Here is a 17,583-nt window from a genome sequence, read left to right on the forward strand (position 1 = left end):
AACCGCACAAAAAATCAAAGCGCCATATCTCTATGATTTTATTGAGTTAACCCTCATAATCTGATGATAAAACAACCATTTTTATGCGTTTTCGTTATATAAATCTTACCCGTTAACACGTAATTACACATGAAACAATTAGTCTGGTATTAATTTATCGCGTTATTAGTGTATACTTGATTTTGTGATGAGGGTCACAAAGCAAGACCCCACTAAAAAATTCGACGAGGTAAAGAATCATGAAAATCAAAACTACTGTAGCGGCTCTGAGTATCCTGTCTGTCCTGTCATTTGGCGCTTTTGCGGCTGACTCCATCAACGCAGATCAGGCGCAATCCCGTGAGGCAATCGGCACGGTGTCTATTGGCGCGGTCGGGACGTCTCCGATGGATATGCATGAGATGCTGAACAAGAAAGCGGAAGAAAAAGGTGCATCCTCCTATCGCATCATTGAGGCGCGTAGCGGTGACACCTGGCACGCAACTGCTGAACTGTATAAATAAACCCTCGTCGTATCTAAGCATACGACTTGCCCCTGGCCTCACGGTCAGGGGCTTTTTTTTTAATGTCGCGCATTAAAACGCAACTGTCCTTCCAGCTCTTCTTCGGCTTCATCAAACAGCAGGATCAGCGCGCCAAAGCGTCTGCGCAGCTTGTCGGGCAAATGAATGAACTCGATCTCCAGCGGTAATGGCAACTGACTGCCGGTAACCACATCCCACAGCGTATCCAGGTTGGTGACGCTTTCCCGCTCCAGGTTGAATACCCGGGTAAATTCTCGATAAAAGTCGTCCTGACTGTCGATTTCGTCAAAATCAAAGGTATACGTTTTCATTGCCAGCCACCCGGTACAGGCGGGCGGAATATGCCGCCCTGTCTATTATAATCCCCCGATATGCAGGGTTTTGACTTCCAGAAACTCTTCAAGCCCCAGCACGGAACCTTCGCGCCCCAGCCCGGACTCTTTTACGCCGCCAAACGGTCCCAGTTCGGTGGAGACGGCACACTCGTTAATTCCAATCATCCCGCTTTCAATCGCCTGCGAGACGCGGAACACTCGCGACAGGTTCTGAGTGTAGAAATAGGCCGCCAGCCCGTAAGGCGTGTTGTTGGCGCGCATAATCACTTCATCTTCCGACGTAAACCGGAAGCAGGCAGCCACCGGGCCAAACGTCTCCTCTTCCGCCAGCTTCATCCCTTCATGGCAATCACCGAGTACCGTAGGTATCCAGAAGTTGCCGCCGAGGGAATGCGCTTTGCCGCCCGTCAGCACCGTGGCGCCTTTTGCAACGGCATCTTCCACATGTTCGCGTACTTTATCGACGGCGGAAGCGTCAATCAGTGGGCCAACAACGACGCCCTCTTCCAGACCGTTGCCGACTTTCAATGCGTTTACCGCATCGGCGAGTTGGTTCACAAACTTGTCATAGACCGTTTCCTGAATATAAAAACGGTTTACGCTGACGCAGACCTGACCGGCATTGCGAAACTTGTTCGCAATCGCGCCCTTAACGGCTGCATCAATATCTGCATCCTCAAAAACGATATAGGGCGCATTGCCCCCCAGCTCCATTGAAACTTTCTTCATCGTCTCGGCAGCGTTGCGCACCAGGGTTTTCCCCACTGAGGTTGACCCGGTGAACGAGATTTTGCGCACATCATGGCTGGCCATGATCGCGTCGCTGATTTCATGCGTATTGCCCGCCACCGCATTGAGTACGCCGTCTGGCACACCGGCCTGCTTCGCCAGTGTGAGCAGTGCAAAAGCGCTCAGCGGTGTATTGTTGGCGGGTTTAATCACGCCGGTACAACCTGCGGCCAACGCCGGACCGAGCTTGCGGGTGAGCATCGCCATCGGGAAGTTCCACGGCGTAATGGCAGCAACCACGCCGATGGGTTCTCGGGTCGCCAGAATGCGGGAGCCGGGTTTAACCGGAGGGATAATTTCACCGTTTGCGCGCTTGGCCTGCTCAGCAAACCACTGAATAAAGCTGGCGGCATACTCCACTTCGCCCTCGGCTTCTTTCAGGGGCTTGCCCTGTTCGGTGGTCATTAGCCGCCCAAGCCAGCTTTTGTTTTCGATAATCAGCTCATACCAGCGATAGAGGATCGTCGAACGCTCCTTCGCGGTTTTGGCGCGCCACGCGGGGAAGGCTTTGGTCGCAGCGGCAATCGCTTCTTCGGTTTCCGCTTTACCGGCTTTCGCCACTTTGGCGATCACGTCACCTGTTGCCGGGTTCAGCACGTCAAACGTGGTGTCGAGTGTTTTCCAGATGCCGTTAACAAGATATCCGTTTTGAAAAAGAATGTTGTCCTGGAGAGCCTGGGTAGTCATGTGTCCTCCCTTCCTGAATGTAAGAGCCTGCAGAACTAAGTATAGCCACAAAAAAACCGACGCTTTTGGCGTCGGTTTTTAATCTCACTCAGTTGTCAGTCAGGACATTCTGGTAGCGGTGCAGCATGAAGACCAATCGTCCGACCGGCTCGGTGACCTGAGGCGGCGCGTCCCACACCTTGAGCTTCTCCTGGTAGATATCTAACTCTTCAAGCAGCTGTTTAAAATAGCGACGCCGTTTGTCATCGCTGGATGCCGCGATCACGTGGTCGGCCGTGTGGCGCAACTGGCGATGAAAGGCAGACAGATCGTCGTTAATCGGCACAGGCGCATTCCGCAGGCGCTGGTGCGCGATGATCATGGTTAACGCCAGACGGAACCTGGCAACGTCCCCCGGAAATTTATTGAGCAGCAGGAACAGCTGCTGGTAAAGCGCCGGAAGGTGGTTCTCTTTACGGCGTGCGGCGTTGGTTGTCATGGATGATACGGCAGCCGACACAAACTGATTCAACAGCACACGACCGGTCCGCGCCTGAGAATTATCCCGCACCAGCAGAATCACCATCATCGCCAGGAAACAGCCCACCAGCTGACCTAACGCGCTGTCGAGGAACTGGCTGAAATGGAAGGTCATCGGGTTATCCAGCACAATAATGTTAATGGTACTGGCCAGCGCACCCAGCGATCCCAGACGGCGCTTCTGCACTTCTATCCCAATAAAGAATGCCATTACCGCCAGGCTAATGCAGAGCAGAAGCATGCTTTGCTGTGTCGACGGAATAATCACCAGGAAGTAGAGCGCACCAATGGGCAGTGCGGCAATGGTGCCATAGAGGAAATCGATAGCGACCATGCGCGGGTTGGGCAGACGCATCGCCAGCGCGGTAACGACGGCAATCATGACCATCGCACCGCTACCGGAAGTCCAGCCGGTCCACAGCCAGAACAGTGTGCCGAGCATGCAGGCCAGCGTGGTGCGCCAGAAGTTGACCATAGCGTGATGGCGCTCGGCGGATTCCGGCTTGATCACCACTTCGCCCTGTAGTACCTCTTCTTCCGCCGCGCTGATTTTGGTATTACCCGTCACACCGCGCTTAAGCAGCAGGTAACGCGTCGCAGCACCGACCCAGGTATAAATCGTCACCGGCGTATCGCGTTCACCCGTCCAGGCGATGACGCGACGCATGCGCTTGAGCTGTCTGTGCACGTCCTGCACCGTTTCGACCGGCTCGTCAAAGAGCTCACGAAACGTGTCCGTTACCACCTCCGGACGGGTATTCTGAATCAGATAGGTTTCGCACGCCTGAGTGATCAGCGTTAAGGAAACGGTATTGATCGCTTTCAGGCGACGGTTGGCACGCTCCCAGCGCGAAGATTCCATATTGAGGTTGCTGCGCATCCCCTCCAGCGCCTGCGTGCGGCGCACCAGGCCGCTCCACGCTTTATCGACCTCTTCGCTGTCACCGTGCTTGATGCACAACTGCATCAGCTGGTACTGGGAAACAATCAGCGCGTCGAGCTCACGGTCCACTTCTTGCTTAATGGAGCGCGGGGAGAAAAGCAGGTCCGCAACGATCGCGCAGACAATACCAATGACAATCTCGCTGCAGCGTTCAACCGCAAACTGCGGAGCAAGCAGCGGTTCGGACTGAATGGTGATGACAATGATCAGCGCGGTATAGCCCGCCAGCCCCCATGCGTAGGAGTTTTCAACTTTTACCAGCGAAGAGATCCAGGTGCAGAACCCTGCCCAGATACAGCACACCATAATCATCAGCAGAGGGGTGCGGATCATCAAAATAATGATGGCGAGCGCGGCGAAACAGCCGATAAACGTCCCGACGATACGCAGCATACCGCGGTAGCGGATCGCACCAGAGTAGGGTTCGCCGCCCGCGGCAAAGGCGGGGCCAGCCGCAACGATAGCTGCCGTCAGCACCGCCCAGCGGGGCGTTTCCAGCTGGAAGTGAAAGCCGACAAACAGCGCCAGCACGATGGCACATGCCAGCTTCACGGCGAAGCGAATGTGCTGGCTGGCGATGGAAAAGATACCCATAACGATTAACCAAACTCGCGCAGGCGGTGGGCAATTTTACGGAAAATGGAGTCCTGGCTGGCATCGCGGTCTTTTTCCCCGGTGATAACCACCGTTGCCGTGGTGCCCGCAGGCCACAGGTTCCCCTGCTGCTCATCCAGATGGATACGTACCGGCACGCGCTGCGCCAGACGAACCCATTCCAGGTTGGAATCCACCGTCGCCATCCCTTTGGTATCGTTAGAGCTGCTGGAGTTAGTCACCCCTGCGGCAACGCTGTCGACGGTGCCTTTAAACACACGATTGCTGCCGAGCGGCGTGATCTCCGCGCGATACCCTGGACGTACGCCTTCCAGCTTGGTCTCTTCCATATAGGCGAGCACGTAGAAAGAGTGCTGCTTAACCAGCGCTACGGCGGTAGAGCCACGGGTAATGAATTCCCCGGCATAGACGTTCAGGTTAGTGACCCAGCCATCGGACGGGGCGCGGATCACGGTACGTTCCAGATCGAGCTTCGCCAGATCGCGCGTTGCTTGCGCTTTCGCCAACTGGTGCAGCACGGTTTGCAGCACGTTGTTGGACTGGTCGATCTCTTCGCGGGACATTGCCTGAACGCCCAGCTGATTACGGCGGCCAGCCTCGCGGCGCTTCTCCGCAGCCAGCGCCTGGTAATAGGCCACGTCCGCTTCCGCCTCTTCTAACGCTTTTTGATAGCGAGGCTGGTCAATGGTGAACAGAACCTGATCTTTTTTCACTAATTGGTTATCGTGGACGTTAACCGCGGTGATAAGACCGGCCACGTCGGGGGCAATCGCCACCACATCGGCGCTGAAACGCGCATCGCGCGTCCACGGTGATTCAGTGTAATAAACCCAGGCGCGGAAAATGGCGATAAACGCCAGAACGACCAGCGCCATGGTGATGGCAGTGCGGGAGACTTTTCTTATTAGCGTTTTCACATCAACCTCAGACAAACATGCGCGATATCAGATAGAACAGGCAGCAATACAGCGCGGTATTGAACAATGCAGGGTGCCAGACGAAATCGTAGATCCCGGTAGGGACCAGCACCTTGCGCACCAGCCAGAAGATCGCCAGTGATAAAAGAAGCTCGAAAAATATCGGTGGGAACGACAGACCGAACACCACGATAACGGGAAACAGACTCATGTTGACCTTGATAAGAGAGAGTGCAGGCTACAGAATTTTTTAGCGCACGCCACCGCGGGAGAGCAAGAAACGCCGGGCGAGAATGGCGCAGCCGTTATGTAATTAATAATATATTAACGTAACTGTTATGCTGTTATCTATAATATGTGATCTAAATCACTTTTAAGCCAGAGTGAACAATGGAACGTTTAAAACGCATGTCCGTCTTCGCCAAAGTGGTGGAGCTCGGCTCATTTACCGCCGCTGCGCGTCAATTGCAGATGAGTGTCTCTTCCATCAGCCAGACGGTGTCAAAACTGGAAGATGAGCTGCAGGTGAAGCTGCTCAACCGCAGTACCCGCAGCATTGGCCTGACGGAAGCCGGTAAAATTTATTACCAGGGCTGCCGTCGAATGATGCACGAAGTGCAGGATGTGCACGAACAGCTCTACGCCTTCAACAACACCCCCATCGGTACGCTGCGCATTGGGTGTTCTTCAACTATGGCACAAAATGTTCTCGCTGCCATGACGGCGGAAATGCTGAAAGAGTATCCGGGTTTAACGGTGAATCTGGTGACGGGTATCCCTGCGCCGGACCTGATCGCCGACGGATTAGATGTGGTGATCCGCGTCGGTGCGTTACAAGATTCGAGCCTCTTTTCGCGTCGGCTGGGCAGCATGCCGATGGTGGTCTGCGCCTCAAAGAGCTATCTGGCTCAGTACGGCGTTCCGGAGAAGCCAGCCGATCTCAGCAACCATTCCTGGCTGGAGTACAGCGTGCGCCCGGATAACGAATTCGAACTGATTGCCCCGGAAGGGATCTCCACCAAACTGCTGCCGGAAGGCCGGTTCGTCACCAACGATCCGATGACTATCTCCCGCTGGCTGGTGGCCGGAGCCGGGATCGCTTACGTGCCGCTGATGTGGGTGATCAATGAGATCAACAGCGGCGTACTGGAGATCCTCTTTCCACGTTACCAGTCCGATCCGCGTCCGGTCTACGCTCTGTATACCGAGAAGGACAAACTGCCCCTCAAAGTACAGGTGTGTATTAACTATCTGACCGAGTATTTTGTCGAAGTGGCGGAGCTGTTTCAGGGGATGCGCGGCAGAAGAAAGGAGTAATAAAATAATCGCTACAATCATATTTGGCATGATTATTTCCTGGATGGTACTCACATTCATTCAGGAATCATTCCGCCCCCTCTCAGTAATGGCTAATTGACACTCCCGCCACCCGCCATTTACCTTATAAGCAGTCTGAGCATCAGACTGTTATATATTTGTTACTAACATGAATAATAAAATGTATTCCGCAGGATGACGTTAAACAAGGAAAAGAAATGAATATATTCGAACAAACACCGCCTTCACGCAGGCGCTATGGACTCGCCGCGTTCATCGGTTTAATTGCCGGGATTGTCTCCGCGTTTGTCAAATGGGGAGCCGAGGTGCCGCTTCCGCCGCGCAGCCCGACTGATTTATTCACCGGCGCATGTGGCCCAGAGCAATTAATTAGAGCCGCAAGTCAGATTGACTGTTCCCGCAACTTTTTAAACCCACCTTATGTATTTTTACGCGACTGGCTGGGGGTCGTCGATCCTAACGCGGCGGTTTATACTTTTGCCGGGCATATATTTAACTGGGTCGGCGTAACACATATTATTTTCTCAATCGTGTTCGCTGTAGGTTATTGCGTAGTTGCTGAAGTCTTCCCGAAAATTAAACTCTGGCAAGGTTTGCTGGCGGGTGCGTTAGCTCAGCTTTTTGTTCATATGATCTCCTTCCCGCTGATGGGGCTGACGCCACCGCTATTTGAGCTGCCGTGGTATGAACACGTGTCAGAGATCGTGGGCCATCTGGTCTGGTTCTGGTCGATCGAAATCATTCGTCGTGATTTGCGTAATCGCATCACTCACGAGCCGGATCCGGAAATACCGCTGGGTAACTTACGTTGAAAAAAAGGCGCTACATCAGTAGCGCCTTTATTTATGCATAGTCAGGTCAGGCTGTGCCGCCCACCGTCAGGTTGTCCACTTTCAACGTTGGCTGGCCCACGCCAACCGGCAGGCTCTGACCCTCTTTACCGCAGACGCCCACACCGTTATCCAGCTTCAGATCGTTGCCGACCATGGAGATCTGCTGCATGGCTTCAATGCCGGAGCCAATCAGCGTCGCGCCTTTCACCGCTTTGGTCACTTTGCCTTTCTCGATCAAATACGCTTCTGACGTGGAGAAAACAAACTTACCGGAGGTGATGTCCACCTGGCCGCCACCAAAGTTTGGCGCGAAGATCCCGTAATCGACGGATTCGATAATCTCCTGCGGCGTGGACTGGCCCGGCAGCATATAGGTGTTGGTCATGCGCGGCATCGGCAGGTGTGCGTAGGATTCACGACGGCCGTTACCCGTCGGCGCAACGCCCATCAGGCGCGCGTTGAGTTTGTCCTGCATGTAGCCTTTCAGCACGCCGTTTTCAATCAGCACGTTGTACTGGCCTGGCGTACCTTCGTCGTCGATAGAAATCGAGCCGCGACGATCGAGCATGGTGCCATCATCCACGACGGTACACAGTTCAGAGGAGACGAGCTGCCCAATCTGACCGCTGAATACGGACGTCCCGCGACGGTTAAAATCGCCTTCCAGACCGTGGCCCACCGCCTCGTGCAACAGCACGCCAGGCCAGCCAGCGCCCAGAACAACCGGGAATGATCCCGCGGGAGCCGCGACAGCTGAGAGATTCACCATTGCCATACGCACGGCTTCTTTTGCCCACGCGTCAGCGCGCGCTTCACCGCCGACGTCGCCAAGGAACCAGTCATAACCAAAACGACCACCGCCGCCGCTTGAGCCACGCTCACGCTTGCCGTCGTCTTCGACCTGCACGCTAATAGAGAGACGCACCAGCGGACGCACATCAGCGGCCAGGGTTCCGTCGGTCGCTGCCACCAGAATCAGTTCATAGACGCCGCTCAGGCTGGCAGACACTTCCTGCACGCGTTTATCCGCAGCGCGCGCCACTTTGTCCACGCGACGCAGGATATCCAGCTTCTCTTCGCGGCTCATGCTCTGCAGAGGGTCGATGCTGGTGTAGAGCGCAGCGTGCTGCACTTCGCCCAGGGTTTTCACGCGGCCATCACCCGTATCACGCACGATAGTACGCGCGGCCTGCGCGCTCTGCTCCAGGGCAGCCAGGCTAATCTGGTCGGCATAGGCAAAACCGGTTTTTTCGCCGCTGACGGCACGCACGCCGACGCCCTGATCGATGTTATAAGAACCATCTTTAATGATGCTGTCTTCTAAAACCCAGGATTCGTGATAGCTCGACTGGAAATAGAGATCGCCGTAGTCGAGGCGGCGTTCGGTCAGTTGACCAAGAATGGAGAACAGGTCCTGATGGCTCAGGCCGTTCGCTGCGAGCAAATGTTCACTTACCAGGTTCAGACTCATCGTATTGCTACTCGTTCGTTGCCGCCCGTGGCGGTAAAAAGATCGTATTTATTGAGAGTGAGGCAATTACCTGCCCACGTCAAATCATTGCTGTGCATCTTTGCGCGGCTGGCGCAGCACCTCGTTAATCTGCGGTTTATCGATCGGACCGGTGATGCGGTAACGCAGAATCGAGACCTTGCTCCACAGTGGCCCCAACACTTTACTGGCGGCAAACACCGCCGCACCGACAATCGGGTTCACCACAAAGGCCGCCGCGACGCCTACGCTCGCGGAAATTTCCGGCGCCACCACGGCTTCCATATCCAGCTCGCGACGCACGAGGTTCACCGAGCCTTTCATGGCGATATCCGCTTCCAGGCCGTCCACCAGCGTGTCGTCAGTGTGCAGAACGCCGTCCTTGATCCACGCCGTACTGCGAATGGAGTCGTAGTAGAAACCTTCGCTGAAGGTGTCGCTAAAATCGAAGCGCAGCTTGCGCAGCAGGGCATCAAAACTCAGCAGGCGCAGGATCTGCCCGGCGCGCCCCGTACTCACATCGGCAATTTCCCCCTTACCGAACTGGGTTTTCAGTATACCGTTAAGCGAAGCCTCATCCGGCTTCCACGGCGCCGCGCGCCAGTGCAGATCGTAATTGACGTCAAATGACGAGCCGCGAAGCGGTGTGCTGATGCCAAAGAAGTTAGCCGCTGCGTCCAGCTTGTTGCCCTTGATGTCGCCTTTCAGCGAGGTGCGCTGCTCGCCTGGGTTATTGACCCATTCGCCCGCAGCCGTCAGGCGACCAAAGCCGGTATCGACCAGCCCACCGGTCAGGCTCAGCGTATTGCCTTTGATGGCAACATCTCCGTCAATGCGTCCGTACTTTTGCCCCCACAGCCAGCATTCAGCGCAGCGTAGCTGCAGATCGGGCCAGCCGCTGAAATCAATACGGGAAGCGTTACTGAACGGCGACGGGCCAGCGGCCTGGTCTTTGCTGCTCGCGACGGTCGGGTTGTAGTAGAGGTAGCGGATCGCGGCCAGCCACGGTGCGTTATCGCGCATATTTAACGTGGCGTTAATTTCCCTGCCCTGTGCCTCAACCTTCGAGCCGTTGCTCGTCGGCTGCGAGACAATGCTCAGGTTATTCCACCGCTGTCCGCCCAGGGTCAGCGCAGGCGTACGAAGGGTGATGGTCTGCGGGAACTGAGCGGCTTGATCAACGTTTTGCCCCACGCCTTTCTGGAACAGCGCCAGCCATTCAGCACCATCCATCGCCGGAAGGTTAAGTTCAATGCCTGCCTGTTCAGGCAGCGGCGGCATGGTGCGACTGTCAGTCGTCCAGATGGCTCTGTCGAGAGTAAGCTTGCGGTTAAGCAGCCAGTGGCTGTTGAAGTGGTTTGTCCCGCCTGCGCTGCCGGTTAGCTCGAAGCTATTGAGGTTGCCATCGACACTGAGCTTCACCGGCAGCGACTGCCCGGCTTTTTTATCCAGCGGCGCGGGAAGCTGACTGCTGATGTTTTTCATATCGCCAGCGATATCGACCTTATACCGCGCTCCGGCGTGATAAGGCAGGTCGATAGCCACCTTACCATTCCAGGAAACGGCACCATCAACCGATTGCGCGACTGGCTTTGGCAAAACGTCCATTCTGGAAGGCTGCCAGTTAGCATCCAGATTAACTGCCACCTGATAGGCCTTTTCCCCTTCGGTGGTTGAGAAATCAATATTGACGGGCTGGTTGAACCAGTTGGCTTTAAGTGGCTCACTCTTCAGGTTGCCATTCACGAAGCTGAACTGACCGGTGAGGTTTTTCAGCGTGCTGTCGAGCGGTTTGATGTACAGGCTATTGTTGTTCAGACGAACATCGCCTTTCGCGGTGGTCATCTCACCGTCCAGCGGGATATCCAGATGTAAGCGAGCACTCACATCGCCATCCAACTGTAGCTCCTGAAGGGTAGCTCCCAGTGAATCATCCAACGGCGTATCCTCAAAGTACGGCCCAACCGCCTTGCCTGGGCCGTTGATATCCGCATCAATGAGCAGCTTCTCTTTGGAATAGTCTGGGATATTTGCCGTCAGATTGCTGGCCGTCACACCACCCAGCGCAACGCTGTCTGACTTCATCCACAATCCGTCATTGAGGAAGTTGAGTTCAATATCCAGATTTTTCAGCGCAGGCCAACCCGGCTGGAAGGCGAAGGTGGCGTTGCGCAGCGGCACCAGCACCTGGAACTGACCTTCATTATGCTTGTAAGGGAACAGATGCGGATTACCGCCATAGGCCAGCGTGGCGTTGTCCGCCTGCCCACCCTGGATCGCGCCGCTCAGGTAATCCACCAGCGCTTTGCCCATCAGGTTCTCCGGGAAGTAGCGCCAGGCCTGCGAGCCATCGTCAGTGCTGATGCCCGCCAGAATACCCAGCCACGGCTCATCGCCTTCGGGCTGCAGATAGCGGAAATTCCCGCGTGCATGTACAGCTTTGGCTTTGACATCAATATCGCGGCCATCGAGCTGAAAACCTTTGTCATTTTTAAGCCAGCTCAGCGTAGCATTGCCATGCTCGATTTCCAGAGGAGCGCGGAAGACGGTTTCATACGGCATTTTGGCGTCGTGCATATCGACCGTCAGCCTACCGTTTTCCACGCTACCTTCCAGTTTGCCGCTGAAGTGTTCTGCGCCTGGCAGTAGTTTCCACTGCTTCCACGCCAGGTCTTTCCATGTGGCCTGGAAGCGCGTTTTTTCCGTCGCCTGAAGCGGAATGTCCAGCCCCAGGGCGTCGATCGTCCCGCTCGGCTGCGTGGCCAGCCAGATCTCACCAAGGTCAGGCGAGAGTTTTGCGGCCATTGAGCGCAGCCCTTCGATGGCGGTCAGATCCAGATTGCTGGCGCGAATACGTAGCTCGTCACTGCGTTTGCTGCTTGCCCCGCCGACATCCTGTTCCGGCATCCAGGCCAGCGTCAGCGCACCGCGTGGCCACGGCTTGTTGTCCATGGTGATGCGCGTATCGGGAATAGCAAACTGCCAGCCTTCTTTTTCCTGAGTCACGTGCGCAGTGAGATTATCCACGGAAAGCTGATGCTGCTGATTCTCCGCTTTCCAGCTCGCGCCCCCCTGCTTCAACCAGATGTCCCCGCTGGCGAATTCTCCGTTTGTCAGCGTCATCCAGCCTTCAAGGCTGAAACGAGCGGTTTCCAACTGCATGTTTTGCTGCAGCCAGTCACCCAGCCAGGGTTTCACATCCACATCGTCGGCCTGCAGCCATACCTTACCGTTGTTCAGTAACCCATTGTCGTCACGCAGATCCATACGCACCTGCATCACGCCATGCTGCCCATTCAGGCTGGAGAGATTCACCTGTCCCTCGGCACGATGACGATCTTTACCATTCACCCAGGTCAGCTGTGGGATCGCCAGCTCGGCACGCTGCCCTGAGAGGGTAATAAAGCTCACCTCGCTGTCGCGGAGATCAAAGTGATCGAACTGGCGCAGGAAGAGATCGCTGATGCGGTTGGTTTCCAGTCCCTGATCGCCGTCGCCACTACGCAGCGGCGTATTGGTCAGGAACTGGAGTTGCCAGAAGGTGAGATCGCGAAACTGCCAGCGCAGATGCAGCAGGCTTTGCCAGACATCCAGCGCCAGCGTTACGCGTTTAATTTTCAGATGGCCGCCGTCTTTCAGGCTGGCATTGATATCCCGCGCATCGAGCGTTGGACCGAAGTTCTGCCAGCTCGCACTGATCTGGCTCACGTCCACCGGCACACCGGTGGCGGATTCGATTTTCGCCAGCACCTGCGGACGCCAGCTATCCAGATGCGGCAGGACGAGGCGTAGCCCGCTCACGAGCAACGCGACAATCACGACCAGCGTTGCCCCTGTAAGCAGTAAAATCCCCGGCAATCGCCTCACGCATCTCTCCTTGTCAGCTTTGGTCTCGCAGCGAACTGCGGTTTACATCATGACTACGTCAAACTGCTCCTGGTTATAGAGCGGCTCGATTTGGACTTTTACCTGCTTGCCGACAAAGATTTCCACTTCCGCCAGCGCGTGCGACTCTTCGCCTTTCAGGGCTTCCGCCACCGCAGGGGAAGCATAGACCAGAAAACGGTCTGAGTCGTAGGCATGATGGACACGCACGATTTCCCGCATGATTTCATAGCAGACGGTCTCAACCGTCTTTACCGTACCGCGTCCGTGGCAGGTTGGACACTCGTTACACAGCACATGTTCCACGCTTTCGCGGGTCCGTTTCCGGGTCATTTCCACCAGACCCAGCTGCGAGAAGCCGTTGATGCTGGTTTTCACGCGATCTTTACTCAGCGCCTGCTCAAGCGAGTGCAGCACGCGACGACGATGGTCTTCATTACTCATATCGATAAAGTCGATGATGATAATGCCGCCCAGATTGCGCAGACGAAGCTGGCGAGCAATGGCCTGCGTGGCTTCGATATTGGTGTTGAAGATGGTGTCATCCAGATTGCGATGGCCGACAAACGCCCCGGTGTTGATATCCACGGTCGTCATCGCTTCGGTCTGATCGATGATCAGATAGCCGCCGGATTTCAGCTCGACCTTACGCTCCAGCGCGCGCTGGATTTCGTTTTCGACATCATAGAGGTCGAAAATCGGCTGGCGGCCAGAGTAGTGCTCCAGCAGGCCCGGCATTTCCGGGATGTACTCGGCGGTAAATTCCAACAGCGCTTCATAGGTCAGGCGGGAATCCACGCGAATACGGTCAAGCTGCGCGTCGGCGAAATCACGCAGAACACGCTGCGCGAGCGCCAGCTCACCGTACAGCTGATAGCGAGTCTGGTTGCGTTTTTTTCGCTCCATCACTTTGGTCCAGACGCGCTTGAGGTAGGCCGCATCGGATGCCAGGTCTTCTTCGCTGATCCCTTCCGCGGCGGTACGGATGATAAACCCGCCCTGTTCGTCGCAGTAGGCGCTGACCACTTTTTTCAGACGTTCACGTTCGGTTTCGCTCTCAATACGTTGGGAAACCCCCACGTGCGATGCTCCCGGCATAAAGACCAGGTAACGGGAAGGTAACGTGATGTCGGTGGTCAGACGGGCACCTTTAGTACCCAGCGGATCTTTCACCACCTGCACCATCAGATCCTGGCCCTGACGCACCAGCTCGGAGATGTCGCGGACGGCAAACTGTTTTTGCTCTTCACCTGCCACACACTCGGTGTGCGGCATGATGTCGGAAGCATGAAGAAATGCCGCCTTATCGAGCCCAATATCTACAAAAGCCGCCTGCATACCCGGTAGTACACGACTGACACGACCTTTGTAGATATTGCCTACGATTCCGCGTCGCGCTTCACGCTCAATATGAATTTCCTGAAGAATGCCACCATCAATGTAGGCCACACGGGTTTCCGAGGGCGTTACGTTTACCAACAATTCAGCCGTCATAATTATCCCTTCCCTCACGCAGTGAGTTAAAATTGCTCAGCAACTCATACGTTTCCACCAGCGGTAAGCCGACTACGGCGTGATAGCTGCCATTAATCTTCCTGACAAAACAGCCACCCAACCCTTGAATACCGTATGCACCTGCTTTATCCATCGGTTCACCGCTGGCAATGTAAGCGGCGATCTCGTCGTCGGTAAGCACTCTGAACGTCACGTCCGTCACGACCAGGCAATCCAGCACGTTTTGACTGTCCGCCAGCGCAACAGCTGTCATCACCTGATGCGTTTGCCCGGACATTTTACGTAGCATTCGCGCTGCATGGTCAGCGTCATGCGGTTTCTCCAGCACTTCACCGTTAAGGATAACGATGGTATCCGCCCCCAGTACCGGAAGGTCACGCGGCGTTTGCGCCACGCCAGCCTGCGCTTTTTCACGTGCCAGACGGGAAACATACTGCTGAGCACTTTCACCCTCAGCCCGTTTTTCTTCAATACCCGTAACGATACGTTCAAAGGAGACGCCCAACTGAGTGAGCAACTCCTGACGACGCGGAGAACCAGAGGCAAGATAGATAGACGTCATAGAAACCTTTTACTGCACGGCAAACTGCTGGCGAATTTTACGCATCAGCAGGAACAGCCATGGCCAGAGCACACCGTTTACTACACTACTCCAGAACACTTCCGGTCGGAAAGAGACGTTGATCACTAAAAACTCTGCCCAGAAAACAACGATATCCGCAGCAAGTGATAACAACATCACCACCAGCGCCTGTTGCCAGAGCGCGAGGTTACGAAAGAGCTGGAATTTGAGTGCGACGAGGTACGCAATAATGCTCATGGATAACGCGCGTACGCCAAGCGTAGAGCCACTAATGAGATCCAGTATGGCACCCATCACAAAACCTGTGCCCACATTTACGCGGTGCGGCAGGGCGAGGATCCAGTAGAGCAAAATGAGCAATACCCAGTTTGGCCGGAAAACGAGGATGTCGTCCGGCCAGGGCATGATTTGCAGCAACAATGCGATAAGGAATGAGAGCCAGATCACCCAGCGTCCCTGGCTACGATAACTTGCCACTACTGCCCTCCACCCGAGACTTGAGGTGGCGGTGGCGGCTGCGTTAATCCCGTAGCAGGAGCCGGTACAGGCGCAGGCGGTCCCATCGCGTCTGGCGCAGGGAGAACCTGAGGCATCATCTGCATCAGACGCTCATTCGCCACGCGATGCACATCTTCAGGCGTCATCGGATTGGCACCGTTACGATCGGCTCCCCACAGCAGCAGCAGGTAGCGCAGGCGCTGTAAACCGGCGGTCGGACGCGCCTGGATGACGGTATACGCACGTTGCGTATCCAGCTTCACGGAAGAGACAACCGCAACGGGATAACCTTCAGGGAAGCGTCCGCCCAGACCTGACGTCACCAGCACGTCCCCCACACGGATGTCCGTGTTGGCAGGCAGATGTTCGAGTTGCAGATCGTCCGTACAGCCGTTACCGGCCGCAATCACGCGAATGTCGTTACGCAGAACCTGAATCGGCAGTGCATGGGTGGCATCACAAATCAGCAGCACGCGGCTGGTCAGTTTGGCAACCGCCACGACCTGACCCACAACGCCTTTATCACTGATAACAGGCTGGCCTTCGTATACACCGTTGACGCTGCCTTTGTCGATCACCACCTGATCGCTGTAAGGATCGTTGACGGTAGAGATCACTTGCGTGACCATTTTCTGCTCATCCTGACGCAGCGGCGAGCCGAGCAGCTCGCGCAGACGCGCGTTTTCCTGCTTGTACTGTCCTAGCATCAGCAGTTCGCTGTTTTTCAGCAGCAGTTCCTGACGTAATGCCCGGTTTTCGAGTTCGAGTTGGTCGCGTGAAGACAGCGTTTGAGAAACGGAGTCGAGCAGTTCACGGGGACCATTTGATACAAAGTAGAAAGGACTGACGGCGGTATCCATGTACGTTCTGATCTGGCTGAACGTACCGAGGCGGCTATCGGCAATAATGACCCCAAGCGCAACCAGAACCGCCAGGATAAGGCGAAACTGTAGCGATGGGCCACGGCTAAAAATTGGCTTCATAGGCTATGCGTATTCTCGCGTCAGAGAGAAAGGGTAGCAATGCGCTACCCTTTCACAATGACTACTCTTCGCTGAACAAGTCGCCGCCGTGCATGTCGATCATTTCCAGCGCCTTGCCACCACCACGGGCAACGCAAGTCAGTGGATCTTCTGCAACTACGACAGGAATTCCTGTCTCTTCCATTAACAGGCGGTCGAGGTTACGCAGCAGCGCACCACCACCGGTCAGAACCATACCGCGCTCGGAGATATCGGACGCCAGCTCTGGCGGGCACTGCTCCAGCGCAACCATTACCGCGCTCACAATACCGGTCAGCGGCTCTTGCAGCGCTTCCAGAATTTCGTTGGAGTTCAGGGTAAAGCCACGTGGAACGCCTTCAGCCAGGTTACGCCCGCGAACTTCGATTTCGCGAACTTCATCTCCTGGGTAAGCAGAACCGATTTCGTGCTTAATACGCTCTGCGGTGGCTTCACCAATCAGAGAGCCGTAGTTACGGCGCACGTAATTAATGATGGCTTCGTCGAAACGGTCACCACCAATACGTACGGAAGAGGAGTACACCACGCCGTTCAGGGAGATAACGGCCACTTCAGTGGTACCACCACCGATATCCACCACCATAGAACCGGTCGCTTCGGAAACAGGCAGACCCGCACCGATTGCCGCGGCCATTGGTTCTTCAATCAGGAACACTTCACGTGCACCGGCACCCTGTGCGGATTCACGGATTGCGCGACGTTCAACCTGAGTCGCGCCAACGGGCACGCACACCAGCACACGCGGGCTTGGGCGCATGAAGCTATTGCTGTGAACCTGCTTGATGAAGTGCTGAAGCATTTTTTCAGTCACGAAGAAGTCAGCGATAACGCCGTCTTTCATTGGGCGGATGGCGGCAATGTTGCCAGGGGTACGACCCAGCATCTGCTTCGCGTCATGACCCACTGCGGCCACGCTTTTTGGCGAGCCAGCACGATCCTGACGAATGGCCACAACAGAAGGCTCATTCAATACGATGCCTTGTCCTTTTACATAAATAAGGGTATTCGCGGTACCCAGGTCAATGGACAGGTCATTGGAAAACATGCCACGAAATTTTTTCAACATACTAAGGGATAATCCTGAAAGCTGG

General features: G+C 55.4%; 15 protein-coding genes. 3 read left to right on the forward strand and 12 right to left on the reverse strand.

Features of this window, described 5'->3' with window-relative positions; translation table 11 throughout:
• The first annotated feature begins 239 nt into the window (after positions 1 to 239).
• Complete coding sequence (gene yhcN / locus N2K86_RS20045; protein ID WP_010436136.1) at positions 240 to 503, forward strand: peroxide/acid stress response protein YhcN; 264 nt, start codon at positions 240 to 242, stop codon at positions 501 to 503.
• A gap of 59 nt (positions 504 to 562) precedes the next feature.
• Here the strand turns inward: yhcN and N2K86_RS20050 are convergent, their stop codons facing one another.
• The 5 genes from N2K86_RS20050 to aaeX form a co-directional block, all read right to left on the reverse strand.
• Positions 563 to 835 carry a barstar family protein gene (locus N2K86_RS20050; RefSeq protein ID WP_010436138.1) on the reverse strand — a complete coding sequence of 91 codons (273 nt, stop codon included), beginning with the start codon at positions 833 to 835 and terminating at the stop codon, positions 563 to 565.
• 45 nt (positions 836 to 880) lie between these two features.
• On the reverse strand, positions 881 to 2,335 hold the full coding sequence (locus tag N2K86_RS20055; RefSeq protein ID WP_260659744.1) for an NAD-dependent succinate-semialdehyde dehydrogenase: 1,455 nt from the start codon (positions 2,333 to 2,335) through the stop codon (positions 881 to 883).
• Between the two features lie 88 nt (positions 2,336 to 2,423).
• Positions 2,424 to 4,391, reverse strand: a complete 1,968-nt coding sequence (gene aaeB, locus N2K86_RS20060; protein ID WP_260659745.1) for a p-hydroxybenzoic acid efflux pump subunit AaeB — start codon at positions 4,389 to 4,391, stop codon at positions 2,424 to 2,426.
• Positions 4,392 to 4,396: 5 nt separating this feature from the next.
• The gene (gene aaeA, locus N2K86_RS20065; protein ID WP_042715204.1) at positions 4,397 to 5,329 is read right to left on the reverse strand and encodes a p-hydroxybenzoic acid efflux pump subunit AaeA; all 933 of its coding nucleotides are present in this window, start codon (positions 5,327 to 5,329) and stop codon (positions 4,397 to 4,399) included.
• 7 nt (positions 5,330 to 5,336) lie between these two features.
• Positions 5,337 to 5,540, reverse strand: a complete 204-nt coding sequence (aaeX, locus tag N2K86_RS20070; RefSeq protein ID WP_003860416.1) for a p-hydroxybenzoic acid efflux pump operon protein AaeX — start codon at positions 5,538 to 5,540, stop codon at positions 5,337 to 5,339.
• Between the two features lie 179 nt (positions 5,541 to 5,719).
• Between aaeX and aaeR the strand changes: the two genes are divergently transcribed.
• Together aaeR and N2K86_RS20080 are read left to right on the forward strand one after the other, a co-directional pair.
• The gene (aaeR, locus tag N2K86_RS20075) at positions 5,720 to 6,646 is read left to right on the forward strand and encodes an HTH-type transcriptional activator AaeR (RefSeq protein WP_042715199.1); all 927 of its coding nucleotides are present in this window, start codon (positions 5,720 to 5,722) and stop codon (positions 6,644 to 6,646) included.
• Between the two features lie 218 nt (positions 6,647 to 6,864).
• The gene (locus N2K86_RS20080; RefSeq protein ID WP_260659746.1) at positions 6,865 to 7,479 is read left to right on the forward strand and encodes a YagU family protein; all 615 of its coding nucleotides are present in this window, start codon (positions 6,865 to 6,867) and stop codon (positions 7,477 to 7,479) included.
• Between the two features lie 46 nt (positions 7,480 to 7,525).
• On the opposite strand, the gene tldD is transcribed toward N2K86_RS20080, so the two are convergent.
• The 7 genes from tldD to mreB form a co-directional block, all read right to left on the reverse strand.
• On the reverse strand, positions 7,526 to 8,971 hold the full coding sequence (gene tldD, locus N2K86_RS20085; RefSeq protein WP_100166534.1) for a metalloprotease TldD: 1,446 nt from the start codon (positions 8,969 to 8,971) through the stop codon (positions 7,526 to 7,528).
• Positions 8,972 to 9,055: 84 nt separating this feature from the next.
• A complete protein-coding gene (yhdP, locus tag N2K86_RS20090) occupies positions 9,056 to 12,856 on the reverse strand; it encodes an AsmA2 domain-containing protein YhdP (protein ID WP_260659747.1) in 3,801 nt (1,266 codons plus the stop codon).
• 42 nt (positions 12,857 to 12,898) lie between these two features.
• Positions 12,899 to 14,368, reverse strand: a complete 1,470-nt coding sequence (gene rng / locus N2K86_RS20095) for a ribonuclease G (RefSeq protein WP_010436156.1) — start codon at positions 14,366 to 14,368, stop codon at positions 12,899 to 12,901.
• A complete protein-coding gene (locus N2K86_RS20100) occupies positions 14,358 to 14,951 on the reverse strand; it encodes a Maf family protein (protein ID WP_126545357.1) in 594 nt (197 codons plus the stop codon). Before N2K86_RS20100 ends, rng begins: the two co-directional genes overlap by 11 nt.
• Before the next feature lie 9 nt (positions 14,952 to 14,960).
• On the reverse strand, positions 14,961 to 15,449 hold the full coding sequence (gene mreD / locus N2K86_RS20105; RefSeq protein WP_010436160.1) for a rod shape-determining protein MreD: 489 nt from the start codon (positions 15,447 to 15,449) through the stop codon (positions 14,961 to 14,963).
• Positions 15,449 to 16,453: a rod shape-determining protein MreC gene (gene mreC / locus N2K86_RS20110; RefSeq protein ID WP_010436162.1), complete on the reverse strand. Its 1,005-nt coding sequence runs from the start codon at positions 16,451 to 16,453 to the stop codon at positions 15,449 to 15,451. The genes mreD and mreC overlap by 1 nt, the downstream gene beginning before the upstream one ends.
• A gap of 61 nt (positions 16,454 to 16,514) precedes the next feature.
• On the reverse strand, positions 16,515 to 17,558 hold the full coding sequence (gene mreB / locus N2K86_RS20115; RefSeq protein ID WP_000913396.1) for a rod shape-determining protein MreB: 1,044 nt from the start codon (positions 17,556 to 17,558) through the stop codon (positions 16,515 to 16,517).
• Positions 17,559 to 17,583 lie beyond the last annotated feature (25 nt).

The sequence above is a fragment of the Enterobacter mori genome (assembly GCF_025244905.1).
In the GTDB taxonomy this organism is placed as follows: domain Bacteria; phylum Pseudomonadota; class Gammaproteobacteria; order Enterobacterales; family Enterobacteriaceae; genus Enterobacter; species Enterobacter mori_A.